This window comes from Brevibacterium sp. HMSC063G07, assembly GCF_001810665.1.
Taxonomy (GTDB): domain Bacteria; phylum Actinomycetota; class Actinomycetes; order Actinomycetales; family Brevibacteriaceae; genus Brevibacterium.
Genome location: NZ_KV802350.1, coordinates 79,416 through 95,025 on the forward strand (window position 1 = coordinate 79,416; position 15,610 = coordinate 95,025).

18 protein-coding genes are annotated in these 15,610 nt (G+C 64.0%); 9 read left to right on the forward strand and 9 right to left on the reverse strand.

Features of this window, described 5'->3' with window-relative positions; translation table 11 throughout:
- Nucleotides 1-44 precede the first annotated feature (44 nt).
- The 6 genes from HMPREF2757_RS05795 to HMPREF2757_RS05810 form a co-directional block, all read right to left on the reverse strand.
- Nucleotides 45-1,793, reverse strand: a complete 1,749-nt coding sequence (locus tag HMPREF2757_RS05795; RefSeq protein WP_070574210.1) for an ABC transporter ATP-binding protein — start codon at nucleotides 1,791-1,793, stop codon at nucleotides 45-47.
- Nucleotides 1,794-1,973: 180 nt separating this feature from the next.
- Nucleotides 1,974-2,096 (reverse strand): hypothetical protein, encoded by a 123-nt coding sequence (locus HMPREF2757_RS12110; protein WP_256278276.1) that lies wholly within the window; start codon nucleotides 2,094-2,096, stop codon nucleotides 1,974-1,976.
- Between the two features lie 72 nt (nucleotides 2,097-2,168).
- Nucleotides 2,169-2,291 (reverse strand): keywimysin-related RiPP, encoded by a 123-nt coding sequence (locus tag HMPREF2757_RS11690; protein ID WP_176745897.1) that lies wholly within the window; start codon nucleotides 2,289-2,291, stop codon nucleotides 2,169-2,171.
- 55 nt (nucleotides 2,292-2,346) lie between these two features.
- Nucleotides 2,347-2,790: a lasso peptide biosynthesis B2 protein gene (locus HMPREF2757_RS05800; RefSeq protein ID WP_070574212.1), complete on the reverse strand. Its 444-nt coding sequence runs from the start codon at nucleotides 2,788-2,790 to the stop codon at nucleotides 2,347-2,349.
- On the reverse strand, nucleotides 2,787-3,044 hold the full coding sequence (locus HMPREF2757_RS05805) for a lasso peptide biosynthesis PqqD family chaperone (RefSeq protein ID WP_070574214.1): 258 nt from the start codon (nucleotides 3,042-3,044) through the stop codon (nucleotides 2,787-2,789). The genes HMPREF2757_RS05800 and HMPREF2757_RS05805 overlap by 4 nt, the downstream gene beginning before the upstream one ends.
- Nucleotides 3,045-3,049: 5 nt before the next feature.
- Entirely contained in the window at nucleotides 3,050-4,888 is a 1,839-nt protein-coding gene (locus HMPREF2757_RS05810) for an asparagine synthase-related protein (protein ID WP_070574215.1), read from the reverse strand.
- A gap of 248 nt (nucleotides 4,889-5,136) precedes the next feature.
- On the opposite strand from HMPREF2757_RS05810, the gene HMPREF2757_RS05815 reads away from it, so the two are divergent.
- The 9 genes from HMPREF2757_RS05815 (at nucleotide 5,137) to HMPREF2757_RS05850 (ending at nucleotide 11,936) form a co-directional block, all read left to right on the forward strand.
- Nucleotides 5,137-6,264 carry a sensor histidine kinase gene (locus HMPREF2757_RS05815; RefSeq protein ID WP_176745898.1) on the forward strand — a complete coding sequence of 376 codons (1,128 nt, stop codon included), beginning with the start codon at nucleotides 5,137-5,139 and terminating at the stop codon, nucleotides 6,262-6,264.
- Nucleotides 6,261-7,001, forward strand: a complete 741-nt coding sequence (locus tag HMPREF2757_RS05820; protein WP_083304132.1) for a response regulator — start codon at nucleotides 6,261-6,263, stop codon at nucleotides 6,999-7,001. The genes HMPREF2757_RS05815 and HMPREF2757_RS05820 overlap by 4 nt, the downstream gene beginning before the upstream one ends.
- Nucleotides 7,002-7,008: 7 nt before the next feature.
- A complete protein-coding gene (locus tag HMPREF2757_RS11910) occupies nucleotides 7,009-7,131 on the forward strand; it encodes a keywimysin-related RiPP (RefSeq protein WP_176745899.1) in 123 nt (40 codons plus the stop codon).
- A 337-nt stretch (nucleotides 7,132-7,468) separates the two neighbouring features.
- On the forward strand, nucleotides 7,469-8,377 hold the full coding sequence (locus tag HMPREF2757_RS05825) for an ABC transporter ATP-binding protein (RefSeq protein WP_070574217.1): 909 nt from the start codon (nucleotides 7,469-7,471) through the stop codon (nucleotides 8,375-8,377).
- Nucleotides 8,377-9,120: an ABC transporter permease gene (locus tag HMPREF2757_RS05830; protein ID WP_083304133.1), complete on the forward strand. Its 744-nt coding sequence runs from the start codon at nucleotides 8,377-8,379 to the stop codon at nucleotides 9,118-9,120. The genes HMPREF2757_RS05825 and HMPREF2757_RS05830 overlap by 1 nt, the downstream gene beginning before the upstream one ends.
- Before the next feature lies 1 nt (nucleotide 9,121).
- Nucleotides 9,122-9,874 (forward strand): ABC transporter permease, encoded by a 753-nt coding sequence (locus HMPREF2757_RS05835; RefSeq protein ID WP_070574219.1) that lies wholly within the window; start codon nucleotides 9,122-9,124, stop codon nucleotides 9,872-9,874.
- Between the two features lie 46 nt (nucleotides 9,875-9,920).
- Nucleotides 9,921-10,286 (forward strand): hypothetical protein, encoded by a 366-nt coding sequence (locus HMPREF2757_RS05840; RefSeq protein WP_070574221.1) that lies wholly within the window; start codon nucleotides 9,921-9,923, stop codon nucleotides 10,284-10,286.
- The gene (locus HMPREF2757_RS05845; RefSeq protein WP_070574223.1) at nucleotides 10,283-11,146 is read left to right on the forward strand and encodes an AfsA-related hotdog domain-containing protein; all 864 of its coding nucleotides are present in this window, start codon (nucleotides 10,283-10,285) and stop codon (nucleotides 11,144-11,146) included. Before HMPREF2757_RS05840 ends, HMPREF2757_RS05845 begins: the two co-directional genes overlap by 4 nt.
- On the forward strand, nucleotides 11,136-11,936 hold the full coding sequence (locus HMPREF2757_RS05850) for an SDR family NAD(P)-dependent oxidoreductase (protein WP_070574224.1): 801 nt from the start codon (nucleotides 11,136-11,138) through the stop codon (nucleotides 11,934-11,936). Before HMPREF2757_RS05845 ends, HMPREF2757_RS05850 begins: the two co-directional genes overlap by 11 nt.
- Nucleotides 11,937-12,410: 474 nt before the next feature.
- On the opposite strand, the gene HMPREF2757_RS05855 is transcribed toward HMPREF2757_RS05850, so the two are convergent.
- The 3 genes from HMPREF2757_RS05855 to HMPREF2757_RS05865 are packed head-to-tail and all read right to left on the reverse strand — an operon-like array spanning nucleotide 12,411 to nucleotide 15,579.
- A complete protein-coding gene (locus HMPREF2757_RS05855; RefSeq protein WP_070574226.1) occupies nucleotides 12,411-13,109 on the reverse strand; it encodes a 4'-phosphopantetheinyl transferase family protein in 699 nt (232 codons plus the stop codon).
- A gap of 45 nt (nucleotides 13,110-13,154) precedes the next feature.
- Nucleotides 13,155-14,789 carry a (2,3-dihydroxybenzoyl)adenylate synthase gene (locus HMPREF2757_RS05860; protein WP_070574228.1) on the reverse strand — a complete coding sequence of 545 codons (1,635 nt, stop codon included), beginning with the start codon at nucleotides 14,787-14,789 and terminating at the stop codon, nucleotides 13,155-13,157.
- Nucleotides 14,790-14,829: 40 nt separating this feature from the next.
- Entirely contained in the window at nucleotides 14,830-15,579 is a 750-nt protein-coding gene (locus HMPREF2757_RS05865; protein ID WP_256278280.1) for a thioesterase II family protein, read from the reverse strand.
- Nucleotides 15,580-15,610: the final 31 nt, after the last annotated feature.

Consider the following 15,610-nt stretch of genomic DNA (forward strand, 5'->3'; position numbering starts at 1 on the left):
GGCTCCAGCTTGACCTGGGCTCCTGCATGCTTCGACGATGCCCGTCATCGGTCCCTCACGAACTGGTTCCTAGCAAGCCCCTGGTACAGGCTCGAGGTCCTGAGTAGCTCCTGGTGGTCCCCGACGGCGGCGACCGAGCCTTCGTCAAGGACGATGATCTGGTCTGCCTGCTGGACCGTTGCCAGCCTGTGGGCGACGACGATCATCGTACGAGTGCCGCCGAGTTGCTTAAGCGCGATTTGGATGGCTTCTTCGTTGCCGGAGTCCATTGCTGACGTCGGTTCGTCAAGGAGGAGCTGGGCGGGGCTGAGCAGGGCTCGAGCGAGCGAGAGGCGCTGCTTCTCCCCGCCGGAGAGGTTGACTCCGCGCTCACCCAACACCGTGTCGAGGCCATCGTCGCGCTCGAATCTTTCGCGGAGGTTGACCATGTCGAGGACTTCCTGGCATGCCTCTTCGGTGACCGTCGGGAAGCCCAGCTGCAGGTTCTCGCGCACGGTGCCGGAGAGAACCACAGGATTCTGCTCGACGTAGGCGATACGGCCTCGGAGGTGATCACGATCGACGGTGCTGATGTCCTCGCCGCCTAGCTCAATCCGTCCGAAGTCTGGCTCGTAGAAGCGCTCAATCAGCGAGAGCAAGGTCGACTTGCCTGACCCCGAGGGGCCGACGATCGCGGTTGTGGCGCCTTCTTCCAGTCTGAAGGACACATCGTCGAGGACAGGAGCCCCATCGTCGTAGGAGAACGTGACGTGCTGAACCGAGAGGTGCGGCGTGCGTGTGTCTGCGCCGTCTGCTTCGACTGCACCACCACTGGGGCGCTCGCCCTCTCCTTCGATCGGGATCCCCATGAGCCTGTTGATCCGTTCCATCGCGCCCTGCGCGCCACGGATCGTGACCAGCGACGTGAAGACGCGCCCTAGGGGGTTGATGAGCATGAACAGGAACAGGACGAATGTGACCAGATCGGCGAGAGACAGCGCGCCGGAGGCCACACGCATCCCGCCGATTCCGATGACGATGAGTAGCGCGGCTTGTACGACGACGCCGCTTACGGGAGATAGCAGGGCCTCCGTGCGAGCGATCCTGAGACCTCGGTCGTACGCTTCTTCCGCGTCAGCGACGATGCCCTTCTCGAGCTGCGATTCTGCGCGGGTCGCCTTCACCGTGCGGATGGCGAAAAGGGCGCGTTCCATGCTTGCGGCGAGCCTGCCTACAGCGTCTTGGGCGGCTACCGTCGAGCTGCGGATACGGCGGGAGGCGAGGATGACGACGGCCACTCCGGTACCAGCGACGGCGAGGACCACGACGAGCATGGGCGGGTCGATGGTCGCCATGGCGATGATCGCACCGACGAACAGGAACACGCTTCCGACCGCGTCGACAGCGCCCCCGGTGAACACGGCGCGGACCATCGATGTGTCGGCGCTGAGACGGGTGGTCAGGTCGCCGCTGTGGCTGGTGTCGTAGACCCGCAGCGGCAGACGGATCATCCGACGGACGATCCGCTTGCGCAGGTCGAGAACGGTCTGCTCGGCAGTTCGGGTCAGGAGGTACTTCTGCAGGGCTGCCAAGATGGAGCCGAGCAGCAGCAAGGCGATGAGCAGTGCCACCCACCCTGCGAGGTGCCCGGACCCGAAGAGGGTAATGAGCCTGTTCACCACGAGTGGCTGAGCCAGGGTTGTGGCAGCTGTGAGAACGGAGAGCACCGCGACAGCGATAAGGGGCCGGGTGCGTGCCTTCACGAGCGGAAGTAGAGCGACGAGGGCAGCAGAATCCTGTGTCGTGCGGGTCATGTCCCCACCTCCTCCCGTGATGCTGGGCGCTGCTGTGCAGGGGATGGGCGGTGACCATGGTGGTTGCACCACGGTCACCGCCCATCGGATTGCCCGAACCACTGCCTGGATCAGGCATCGGAGCAGATGTCAGGGAGCAAGAGCTCGCGGGACCTTCCGTCCGATGATCGGCGGGACTGCTCACGCGGAGAAGTCCCGGATCGGGAGAACCGTCTCGATCTCCGGCGCCCAGGGGAACTCTCCCGTGCTGGCGTGGAAGTCGCCGAGCTCGACGATCTCCGGAGTGATGTAGGTGGTCTTCATCGTGGATTCACCTCCTCTCGGTGCTTGCCGAGCCGTGACAGCTCGGGTGTGTAGTCACGTGCTGGTCCGGCCTCAGCCGATCGACCGGTCCGCGATCGCGACGAGGAACTCGGTCTGACCTCCGAGGCCGAAACCGGTCTCGGCGTGGAAGTCGCCGAGCTCGACGAGCGCGGGGCTCTCGTATGCCTTCTTCACGATGCTCACCTCCTTTCCGTGATCGTGGGATGCCCTGGCGGTCGCCAGGGCAAGCTCAGGGACGGGCCGCGCTCCTTGAGGAACGACCGGCCTCGACTTTGTAGAACGTCCGGTAGTCGCCCACCAGCAGGATGTCCTCGACGACGCGGTCTTCCGCTTCCACCCACGCGTGTGCGGTGAACGGGGGCGTCAAGGACACCCCGACACACCAGGACGGCCATCTGCCGCGCAAACGGCAGAGCAGCGCGATCGTGATCGAACGGGTCAAACAGGCATCGTTCCCGCGGCACTCGGGGCTCGCCGTCAGGACCTGTTCCTTGATAGCGTTCGTCTCTTCGTAGGCAGCGGGGCGGGCTCGACACGCAATCGTGGTCAGCAGCTCGCGCAGACGGGCGGAGTCGCGCCTTTGGATGATCGAGGCGACACGGACAGTGAGCTGGATGAGCACCCTTCGAGGGAATCTCACCGGCACTACTTGGCGAGGGAGTACGTAGCTCATCGCAGCCCCTTCTCGTCCAGCGCGCGGCAGAAGGCCTCGACGTCGCGGCGAGCGGTGTCGGCGTCCACGTCGTACTCGTCGACCAGCGCACGAACGATCGCGTCCGTGTCATCACCAGCGTCGAGTCGAGACTTGATCAGCGCCGCGGTGGCATTGAGGTGCAGATAGGCGCCGTCCGCTTCGTTGAGGAGCACCTGACCGTACTCGGTGTCGACGACGTGGACCTTGGGAGAGGAATCCTTCTTCCGCGGCATGGCATTTACCTCGCTTCTTCACTGCTCTGTGGGACGGGGGAATGATGGACATCGCGGAGGAACAGTGCGAGATTGGTCAGGGTGATGACCATCGGCGAGGGGATCCGCGTGTCATTGGGCCGGCTGGCTTCGACCAGGGCCTGTCGGTCGATTAGGCCCTGGTCCAGGACACCGGACTCCTCCCAGATCGCAGCGAGCGTCGGGTAGTGCTTGGCGTAACCACGTACAGCCTGTGGTCCTCCACCGACCTTCGTCGCCCGGTGCAGGTAGTCATCCGGTAGCAGCCCCCGCATCGCCTCCTTCATCAGCGGCTTCCACTCCATCGGGGTGTCGCGCTCGTCGTACCTGACGGCGAAGACGGCTTCGATCACGTGGTCGTCGATGAGCGGAGAGTCGAACAAGACATCGTCGGGCTGGCCGAGATAGGACATGCCCCTGGCTACACGCCCGGCCTCGTGCATGGTGTAGAGGTCGAAATGCTCGGCCACGCTGCTGCTGAGACTGGATGCGTCGCTGGCCAGCTCGATCATCCTGGCGATGACGGCGTCGACCGCGTCGTCGGTCATCCATGCTGGGAAGGCCAGCGGCGCGCCCCAGTCGCTGAGCCCAGGAGGGGCGATCGTGTCCGACCGCTGACTGGCGTCACGGAGTGCGGTTCTCAGCCAGGTCGCATAGTCCTGCCGGTCGGTGAGCTGCCGCAGTGTCGTCCGGAAAGACACACGATTGGCTCGTGCCTCGGTTCGCGCTCGCCTCCATGCAGTCATGGGCTTGGACCTGGCGAGATCGTGATCCCACGCGGCGACGCTTCGGAAGAGATGGTCGCCCCCGATTCCGGTGAAATGGATGCCGACACCGCGTTCGACATCCCCGGCGACCATCGCGAGCAGACGCGGTGCGGCCATGAACGTCTGCGATGGCTCGTCCAGCCCGAGGTGCAAGTCCTCGAGCCCGCCGTAGAAGTCCGGCAGAGAGTCGACGGAGATGATCTCGTGCTCGGTGACACCCGGCATAGCCACGAGTGCCCGCTCAGCCCAGTGGAGATCCTCGCGACCGCCCGGGTCGTCGGTGTAGAACGTTCGCGCCAACACCCCGGAAGGACCCTGCGACGCGAAGTAGCACACCGGCGTCGAGTCCAGTCCGCCGGAAAGGTCGGCGGACACCGCCACGCCAGAACCCGTACGAGCCGCCAGCGCCGAGTCGAGCGCATCGCGGAGGAGACCAGCCCCTTCGTCCCTGGAGAGTTCAGGAGCGGGCCGTGTCCACCAGGTCCGCGTGGAGGTTCTGGTGCCACCCGAATCCACGTCGATGTAGGCGCCACCGGCGACCGGATGCACCTCATCCCACATCGCAAAGTCATTGTGCGGGTGCGGGAGGTTCGGCAACAGGCGCATGCCCACAGCCACTGGACTGATCGTGCGCTCACCCAGCTGGGCGAGAACATCAGCCCGATCACCGATCAGCGTCACACCGTTGACCGTCGAGTGGAAAAGCCTGCGGTTCTGGCTCACCGTCCCACAAGCGACGGTACGGCCGTCGACGCTCAGGTACATCGCGAAGTTCCCATGGAACCGATGAACCCTCTCGATGATCCCGGCGACGTCGCGTCCGAGACCAGTGAGGGAGACGAGATCGCGCTGAGTCGCCGAGGTCGGCCCGATGAGAACCAACCGCGTCGCACCCGAGTCCGAGACAACCACCGGATCAGCGCGAAGACGGGCGCGGATCCAGGGACGGCCCGACGCATGGTCAAGCACGAGGCTCGCTCGTTGATCGAGCCGCGCAGCGATCGGGCCGGATGCGTCGGCGTCCGGCAAGGCGACCGCGAAGGACTCCGGGAGTTCCATGACCGCTCCTTCCGTAGCAGCTGGTGCTTGATCCGAGTATTTAGTTGCGCGCCCAACTTGTCAACCATGATGACGGAGCCTAGCCTGGATGTCGAACCTGGGTCGCCCGGAAGCGCAGGCTGCATGGATCGATGTGCGCTGACGCCAGCGGCTCATCGAGCCAGCAGTGCCGGAGGGTCCCGATGGAGACGAAGCTGACGGCTTCTGGAGCGTGGCTCCAGCAGCATCGGTGGGTCACGGACTCGCTCGTGAGCATCCTCGTCCTCGGCTACGAGGCGATGTACATCGCCCTGGTCTCCTACCAGCGCGGCTTGGGACCGGGTGCCATCGCAGCCTTCATCGCCGCCGTCGCCATGTGCGCGGTATTCCCGCTGCGTCGTCGCTGGCCGTTGGTCACGTTTGGCATCGTGTCGGTCGCAGCCTGGGGGTTGCTCCTGCTGGGCCTTGGCCTCTCGCCGGGATCGATGACGATGTCCGCGCTGTTGTTGTTCACCCTCGCCACCAGGTTCGGGTGGACAGTGGTCGCCTCGGCGCTCGCCGCCGTGTGCGTGTGGGCGGTCGTTGGCGGTCTGGCCTTCATCGAGGCGGGCATGATGCGCATCGGTGAAGTCGGTGTCATCGTCCTGGCCGCTGTGTGCGTGGCGATGTTCGGGGTTGCTGCCCGTCATCGGCGCGGTCGCCTCGAGGCTCTCCGGGAGCGCGCGGACCAGCTCGCACGCGAACGGGACGCGCAGGCCGCGATTTCGGCGGCGGAAGAACGAGCCCGGATAGCCCGGGAGATCCATGACATCGTCTCGCACAGTCTGGGCACGATGGTCGTCATGGCCGACGGTGCAGCCCGAACCGCCGAGTCCGCACCCCAAGAGGCGAGTCGAGCAATGGCCAGGGTGCGCGATACCGGGCGAGAGGCGATGGCGGAGATGCGCCGGATGCTCGATGTTCTCCGTGACGACGAGGCCGCGCTGCGGGCTCCGCAGCCGGGGTTGGACTCGCTGGAGCGGCTCCTTGAGGAGAACCGTGCGACCGGCATGCGGGTGGACCTCACGGTGACAGGAAGCCCGGTCGAACTGCCTACGGGCGTTGACCTGGCGGCCTACCGCATCGTGCAGGAGGCGTTGACGAACGCCCGGAAGCACGGAGGCCCGCTGCTGAGCCTGGTCATGGTCGCGATCACCTATCGCGACGCTGTCATCGACCTCCGGATCGCTGACGACGGCGCCGGGGTGAACGCGGAAGCGCCCGCATCGAGGTCGGGACACGGCCTGGTGGGGATGCGAGAACGAGTCACAGCTTACGGCGGCTGGCTGAAGACCGGGCCACGGCCGCAGAGAGGCTTCGAGGTGCACGCCGTGCTACCGATCGGAGGGACGACATGAGCAACCATTCACCGATCCGCCTGCTGCTGGTCGACGACCAGGAGATGTACCGGGAGGGCTTCCGGATGGTGCTGAGCACCCGGCCGGAGTTCGAGGTCGTGGGCGACGCCGAGGACGGTATGGCGGCGATCAACCTCCTGCGCACCGTCAAGGCGGACGTCGTGCTCATGGACGTGAGGATGCCGCGGATGGACGGCGTCGAGGCGACTCGACGCATTCGGGAGGCCGGGGGCCCACCTGTGCTGGTGCTCACGACCTTCGACCTGGATGAACACGCCTACGACGCGATCCGGGCCGGTGCTTCGGGCTTCCTGCTCAAGGACGCGCCTCTGGACGAGCTGGTCACCGCGATTCGTCACGTCCATGACGGCGACGCCGTGGTGGCTCCCAGCACCACGCGCCGACTCCTGGATAGGTTTGCCGCTCTGCGCCCGGAGGAGGCCCCGCAGCGCGATGCGGGAGAGCTCGACGTACTCACGGACCGCGAGCGGGAGGTGCTCAGCCTCATCGCGCAGGGACTGTCCAATGGTGAGATCGCTGAGGAGCTGGTGATCGCCGAAAGCACGACGCGTGTGCACGTCGGCCGGATCCTCGCCAAGCTCCGTCTGCGCGACCGAGCGCAGGCGGTGGTCATGGCCTACCAGGTTGGATTGGTCGGCCATGACCGAACCTCGGAGGGCGAGCGTTCGCAAGCAAGCAGTTCGCCGTCCCAGTACCGATCAGACGAGAGGAGGTGAGACAGCGATGAAGACGTACCAGACTCCGCAGATCACGGACGTCGGGAGCTTCCACGAGGACACGGGTGGACTGCCGTTCCTCCCGTACCTGGAAGAGGCACTCCCGTTCTTCGACCGCGACAACCCGTGACCGAAGACGACCCTACGGTGACAGCCCTGGTGAGGGCTGAATTGCGAAGGCCGCATCGTGGCGTTGCCGCGTCATGAAATCAGGTCTCGTGCTGAGCACGTCGCAGTTGGCGGTGCTCGCCGCGGCGGGGAATCCTCTCCGTTCGCAGCGAGCACCGCCTCACCATCCGGTTGATTCTCTGAACTCTTGAAACCCGGGCGATGAAAGTAAGAGGCTCATTCAGGACCGAACAGATAAGCGTGGTGCTTACGGCTCACCGCGCGGTACTCAGAATGCTTAGCCAAAGATAGTCCTGCTGCGAGACGACATCGCACGCGGTGCGGACGAGAGTGGATGCATGTCCTACATCGTCGCCACTGAGAATCTCACAAAGACGTACGGCAGCCGCACCGTCGTCGACAAGCTCAACCTACGCATCCCCGAGGGTAGCGTCTACGGGTTCCTCGGCCCGAACGGGTCGGGCAAGTCCACGACCATGAAGATGCTGCTCTCGCTCATCCGGCCCACTAGCGGACAGGCCCACGTGCTGGGCCGTCCCATGGACCGCAGCACGCGCCGCGGCTTGCTCGGCCAGATTGGCTCGCTCATCGAGTCCCCGCCCGGTTACGCACACCTCACCGGCGCCGAGAACATGCGCATCGTCCAGCGCCTGCTCAATCTGGACGACAAGAACATCGACTTCGCCGTCCGGACCGTGCGCATGCAGGACCAGATGAACAAGAAGGTCCGCGAGTTTTCACTCGGGATGAAGCAGCGCCTGGGCATCGCGATGGCGCTGGCGCGACAGCCTAAGCTGTTGATTCTCGACGAACCTACCAACGGCCTGGACCCCGCGGGCATCGAAGAGATCCGCGACCTGCTCAGGCGGCTCGCCGCCGGCGGCGTTACGGTCATGGTCTCGTCCCATCTCCTCGGCGAAGTCGACAAGACCGCCACCGTGCTGGGGATCCTCAGCCAGGGAAAGATGATCTTCCAGGGCACGCGGGCTGAGCTGTTCTCCGCCGCGGCGCCCGATCTGCTCATCGACTGCTCCGACCCGCGGCGGGCGCAGGCCATGCTCGCGCGGCCTCATGGGGCGCGGCTTGAGAACGGCACGGTCCGTCTCTCCGGGGTTGAGACCAACAACGCCGTCGCAGCAATCGTCACAGGACTGGTCGGCGAGGCGATCGGTGTGCACGGGGTGCGCCGCGACGAGCAGACCCTCGAGAGCGTGTTCATGGGCCTGACCGCCGGTGGTGGGCTGTGATGGGGCGGGCGCTGGTCAATGAGTTCGCGAAGATGCGGCACCTGCATGTGCTGCTCCTAGTCGCCGTTCTCTTCGTCGTCGTGGTCGTGATCGGCCTGTACGCCGGCGTGCTCACCCCCGACTTCGACGTGTCCACCGAGTCGGCGTGGAACACGCTGCTTCTGGGCATGGGTTCCGGAGTCAGTCTCGTCTCGCCGCTGCTGCTGGCCGTGATCGCCAGCCGGCTCGTCGACGCCGAGCACCAGGGCGGCGGCTGGCTCATGTCAGCGACCTCGGCGCTCGCGCCTGGACGGCTCTGCCGCGCGAAGTTCCTGGCGCTGGGGATCCTCATCACCGGTGTCACGGTCGGCTCCAGCCTCGTGCTCGCCGCGGCCGGCTTTGCCTTCGGGATCGCGGCACCGTGGCCGGCAGATCGATGGATCGGGCTGACGCTGTGCATCCTCGTGGTCAACCTCGCCCTCCTGGCACTGCACATCGTGCTCGCCGCCCGGGTCGAGAACCAGCTTGTCGGCATCGGCATCGGACTGCTCGGCGTCGTCCTGGCGATGTTCTCGACAGCGGTGCCCGTCTGGCTCGCACACCTGACTCCGTGGGGTTACTACGCGCTCTCCACCGCCGCCGGCTACGTCGACGGCGAACTCGCGCCGCTCACCCCCAGCTATCTCAGCGTTGCCGGTCTCGGCCTGGTCGCCGCTGTCGTGTTCGCACTGTTCGCCCGCTCGTTCGACCGTCAGGAGGTCTGAGATGAAGGTCTTCGCCGCAGAGCTCATCAAGCTCAAGCGTTCGCTCAGCTGGGGCGTCGCCGTCCTGCTGCCCATCATCATGGTCGCCTCCGGGTCGATCATCACCCTCATCGACGGCCGCGCCCTCGAAGACGGCTGGCACACGCTGTGGATGCGCTCGATCGTGTTCTACGGGCTGTTCCCGCTCTCCGTGGGCATCGCCATCCTCGCCTCCCTCGTCTGGCGCACAGAGCACCGCGGGAGCAACTGGAACGCCCTCATGGCAGGGCCCACCTCCTCGCTGAGGATCGTGCTGGCGAAAGCCGGAGTGGTCGCCGTGCTCGCCGCGATCATGCAGATCATTGCCACGGCCTCGACCGTCGTACTGGGCAAACTTGTCTTCGGCCTGCCAGGGTTCCTTCCCCCGCAATACTTGGCGGTCTCCGTCACCATCGTCATCGCCTCGATCCCGGTCGCCGTGCTGCAGTCGTGGCTGTCGATGCAGATGCGGTCGTTCGCCGCCCCCGTCGCCGTCGCCTTCCTCGGGGCCGGGTTCTCCACGTTCCTGCTCGTCGTCGGGATCGACCCTGCGATCTTCGTCAGCCCCTACGCCACCGTCAGCCGCGCCGCCCAGCTCGGCACCGGGAACTTCGCCGACACCGGCGAGATCACGGCCGCTGTGCTCGCAATCATCACTGCGGCGTCCCTTGTGCTCTCCGCCGTGCTCACCGCGGCCAACACCCTCGTCCTCGAGCGCACCGACGCACACACCTGACGCACTCTCGACCCTTCAAGTACCTACGATCCCAAGGAGAATCACCATGAATGACCCGAAGAACCAGCCCGACTTCTGGAACAGCCCCAAGCCCGAGCCCACACCGAGCGCTGCTGCCCCTGTCGACGCCGACCAGCGCCAGCACAACCGCGGCGGCCGCGGGTGGATCTGGTCCTCACTCATCATGAGCGGCCTGGCGGTCATCGGCGCAATCGTCATGCCGCACTTCGCTGCGATCCTCGCCATCTTCTCGGCAGGATCGGCCTGGAACGGTATCCGACTTAGCACGGGCACCCCGAAACTCGGTGTCGGAGCGCTGATCGCCGCCATCGTCGTCTTCGTCGCGGCCGTCATCTACACGATCGTGAGCTACTACATCTTCCTGCCCTCGGCCTGGGAGAATGTGCAATGACCACGCGCGCATACGCCCAGCCCGTGAACCACGCGGAAGGCCCCGATCCGATGACTCGCGTCACGCAGCACGAGACGCACAAGAGGAACCCATTCGCCGTGTGGACACGCACTGCACGCCTCGAGCCGCACGGGGGCCTCACCGCCGCCTACAGCATCCCGGGCACTGTCAGTACTTTTCACCTGTCCACCTTGATGGAGGTCCAGCGACAAGCCGGAATCGTTCACGTCCACCGTGGCCTCGGCATCCCATACGACCACGTGTTCGTCCTCGACCTCATCGAACTGCGGTTGCACGAACACGTCGAGAGGATCCCGGTATCCGGCATCGTCAACGTCACGGTGACGAACTCCGACCGGGGCGCGCGCAGGCGACTCGATCAGGAGTACACCATCGTCACGCAGGACGGCCGCGTTGCGAAGGGCCGGACACGGGCTCGATTCATTCCACGCCCGGTCTACGAACGGCTGCGCCAACGCAACCCGATCGGGACGCCAGATCACGGGGACCGGGACCTGGAATCACCGGAGATATGGCACGACCACCCGTTCGTTATAGATGACACCGACCCGATTCTCTCGGATCACGCCTCTGACCACGTCTCCGCAATGAGCGTCGTGTGCGCCCTCGAGCGCATCCTCGGGGCAACCACAGGCGAACCTCAGCTGAGATCCCTGCAGCTTGAGTTCCTTCACTACACCGAACTCGAGCCGCGATCGATCATCCGGTTGCAGAAGACCGAAGGCGATAATGTCGCAGGACGGCTCATGCAAGACGGCGTAGGCAAGGCAGCGTTCGCGGGTACGCGTGTACCTGCACTAGCTGCCAAAGTGCAGGAGGGAGTGGCTGATGAGCACTGAAGGGAGAGTTGTCGTCGTGACCGGCGCCTCGGGAGGGATCGGGCAGGCGATTTGCAGCCGGCTCGTCGCGGAGGGCTACGCCATCATCGCGCAGTATCACCGCGGCGAAGAGAAGGCCAAACACCTCCGAGACCGGGTGAACGACGCGGGTGGACATCTCTCGCTCGTCCGGGCTGACCTCCGCGAGCAGGACGCGGTCGACCGCATCGCTGCGGAGGCTGCTCGTGCCGAAGAGGACGGTCTGGTGCTCCACGGACTCGTCAACAACGCGGCGAAGCTGCTCAGCCCCTCGTTCTTGGACACGACTCCCAAGGATTTCGACGAGTACTTCGCCATCAATGTGAAAGCGCCGCTGTTCCTATCCCAGGCGCTTATGCCGCGAATCCGCACGGGAGGGGCCATCGTGAACGTCTCCTCAGCGAGTGCTCATTTTTCTAGCTCGGGGGATCTGGTCTACGCGATGAGCAAGGCTGCCCTGGAGTCGTTGACGGTTAATATGGCCGAAGCTATCGCGCCCTCGGGTGTACGTGTCAACTACGTAATCCCCGGGTTCACGAACAACGGGCATCGAGCCTTCGGCGACGAGCGCGTTCGAGAGTACATGTCGTCCTTCTCAGTTCTTGGAAACGTGTCGCAGCCAGCGGATGTCGCCGCCGGAGTGCATTTCCTCCTCTCGGATGAGTCCTCTCGCACCACCGGTACTGGGCTGGACGTAAGTGGTGGCAGCACTCTAGGCGCGCGGGGAAGGCGTGAAAACTCGGTGTCTGCATTACTCGACCGTGAGGCTTGACACGCGGACGATGTCGACATTGAGCCGATTCTCGCGAGCAGGGCGAGTGGGCGGCTAGATCCTGACATCATGTGAGGTGTTAGCCCGGATCAATCACAAGTTACCAAATGTGGCTAATCCCACTTGCGCCCCGTCTACTGTGACGTGCGCGTCGGCAAGCGCGAGGCAACCAGGCGGTGTCCTCGAGCCCTGTGCCCTCAGTCACGGGCTTTTCGACCGCGACCCGCGCGGCGCGTGATCTTGTGCGAGCATCGAGTCGAGAACCGTGTCGCTGATCTTGTCGAGGGCCCTTCAGTAACTGCCTCGGGAGTGAGCTGGTGGTAGCTTGCTCTCTTTTCCTTCAGATTTTTGTCGACTGCCCGGTCGATTCATCGGCTGCAGTGAGGTTTGATAGTTCTAAAATAGAGTGTTGATCCTTGCGCGGGTGATGGTGGATCGCATATGTGTAGAACATAGCGAATACGTGGGCAGACTTCACCTTTCTTCCAGTCCATCGCTTGCCACCACAAGAGCCGCCGTTAGGAGATGTCGACGGCAGACTGTCCAGCGTCCTCGTATGCAACTCAAGTCGATGCCGTTAAATGCGGGAGCTGGAATACGTAGGTGTCCTGCGAATGTACTAGCCTCGATTGATACTTCGCATTGGGTGAAATCGAGCCATGACTCTGTCAGCGGAAACCAGGTCTTAAAGATGCTCTCCTTTATGCTGAAAAGGAGGCGGTCCCAGGCAACATACGGCTCGGACGATACGAGGTAACGGATTGCTTGTGCCTCGTTTTCGGACATTATCAAATCCGCCACCTCCACGGGGAGCGGCTCGTTGATCTCGGCGTCAATTCCAACCGCAGCCATGTCGGCTTTTGATGCAACTGCGGCGGCTCTGTATCCATCGCAGTGCGTCATGCTGCCGACAATCCCATCTGGCCAAATTGGTTCGCGCCGCCGGCCGGACAAGATGGGAACAGGAGGGTATCCGAGCTGTCCTAGGGCTTGGCGGGCGCAGAAACGTACGGTTGCGAATTCCCGGCGTCGCGACCGGACTGCATCTACCGCCTGTGCCTTCTCCTCGATAAAGAGCTCCGATTCGCTCACATCCTCGTCGGTCTCTTCGACAGCGATGGCAACAGGGAGAATTGCGCGAAAACTGTCAGGACTGTGTAGAGTCTCATGCATACGAAATCCGCGTATTTTCTATTTGGATATTGTTGAGCCCTCGTTCTATTCCTTCTTCAGGCCGAGGTTCTGGCGGATGGCGTTGGCATCAATTTTGCCGATGGTCGTGAGTGGAAGTGCGGGCATACATTCGACGACGTCAGGGAGCTTGTGCGCGGCGATCCCTTCGGCAAGCAAGAATTCCCGCAGTTGCTTAAGGGTCGGCGGGGTGCCTGAGGGGACAATGACCGCGCAGATCCGCTGATCCACACCGTCACCTGCGATCCCGACCACTGCACAGTCGCTGATAGCGGGGTGTTCTCGTAGGATGTCGGTGATGTCATCGGTGGCAATAGACTCCCCGCCCTTGCTGATTGTTTCGTTGACTCGACCCGAGACGACCAAGTTTCCGTCGCTCAAGCGTCGAACACGGTCGCCAGAACGATAGAAGCCCTCGCTCGAAAAGGCTCGTTGGTTGATCTCATCCTCGGCGACGTATCCGCGGATGGTGTAGGGACCTCGGGCCCAGAGTTCGCCGTCCTCACCGGAAGGCACGTCTTTCCCATTTTCGTCGACTATCCGGATTTCATCCAGGGAGGACAGAGGCCGTCCTTGGGTGTTATCGGTGATGTCGTCGGGGTCATCAAGGTGGGTAAAGTTGAGCAGTCCTTCGGCCATGCCGTAGACCTGTTGCACAGTCACCTGCCAGTCAGTTCGAACTCGACGGGCAAGGCTGGCGGGCAGCCGTGAGCCGCCGGCCTGCAACAGTTCCATGCTGGACAGATCGGGGTGCTCCCATTCGGCGGCGTCGAGCCAGACTTGCACGAGCGAGGGGACGAGTGCGGTATGCGTGACCCGGTGCTGCGCGATGAGGGTAAAGCACTCGTCTGGTGCGGGCGATGGCGCCAGAACCACGGTGCCACCGGACGCCCATGTACCGAGAATTCCGGGACATGCGAGTACGAAGTTGTGCGCTGTAGGAAGAGCGGCAAGATAGACGGTGTGGGAATCGAAGCAACAGAGCTCGGCGGAAGCGCGGGCGTTGAAGGCGTAGTCGTTGTGGGTGCGCGGAATGAGCTTCGGTACGCCGGTAGTGCCTCCGGACAGGAGCAGAAGCGCGATGTCGCCCGGGTCCGCACTCTCATCGCTTGGCACACTCGCAGGGTCCGCGTCGACGCGTGCCAACGATAGGTGGGGTCCCGGATTTCCGTCGACGAAGACCTGTCGAAGTTGAGGAGCTGCTGACTGTACTTCGGCAGCGAGATCCCGGTAGTCGAAGCCCCGCTCACGATCGACCGTCACGTAGGCAACGGCTCCAGAACGTCTCGCGAGGGCGGTGATTTCCCTGTGTCGATGCGCCGGCATAGTGAGGATCGGCACGGCACCGACACGGATGAGTGACAGCAATACGATCGGGAACTCGATACGATTGGGCACCTGCACCAGTACCCGGTCACCCGGACGGATACCTTGACCAGACCACCCTGCCGCCCGGCGGGCAACTCTGTCGGCGAGTTGCGTGTATGTGAGCTTCTCCACGCCTGCTATCACGGCAATCGCATCAGGGCTCCTGAGACACCAGTCGTTGAATTCCTCGGTGAGAAGTCGGTCTGCCCACGCTCCAGCTCGTCGGTAGGTCAGGGCGGCGTCGTTCGGCCACGTGGTCAGGCCGGATGGTCGGATAGGTGGTGTGAGGGTCATATGGAGGCTCCTGGTCTCGAACAGTGGGTTGCAGGCGCAATTACGGGGTGGACGGCCAGTTGGTGAGCTCGGGTGCTAACGCACTGGTGACTTCGCTGACGGCCGTTCGAGGATCCTCGGCGAGATAGAAGTGCCCGCCGCGCAGCACCCGGATCTCGAACAAGCCACGGGTGACGGCCGCCCATTGTCGTCCGTCGGCCGGGCTGGCTTCTGAGTCACGATCGCCGACGATTGCGGTAACCGGCGTCTCAATCATGGGAATGCATGCCTCGCTCGGAGCGGTGCCCGGTTCAAGCGCGCTGGGCTGGTAGGTCTCCGCGAGTTGGTAATCGGCCCGGATCGTGGGGAGTAGCAGCGAGCGGATCTCGGGATCGTCCAGGACTGGCGAAGCGGTCCCACCGAGCCGACGCAGATCTGCGACGAGCTGGTCATCGCTGGCCAAGTGCAGGGTGCTTGCCCTCCGGATGTGCGGTGCGTGCCGGGCAGACACGATCAGACGGTCAGGCTGGAGGTCTTGGTTCTCCAAGAGTCGGGTGACTTCGAAGGCAATGGCTGCTCCGAGGCTATGCCCGAAGAGTGCCCACTGTGGTCTAGGGCGCTCTCGAAGTTCACTGGCAACGGCGGCCGCGACCTCGTCAGCGAGTGCTGACACGGTCCCTGGCACAGGCTCGGATATCCGGTCCTCGCGGCCGGGATACTGGACGCCGAGGAGTTCGACCCGTTCGGGTGTGACAGGTATCCACCGTCGGAAATAGCTTGACGCTCCACCGGCGTGGGGTAGGCAGATCACGGTCAGGTCAGGTGTACGGGGGCTCGTCAGC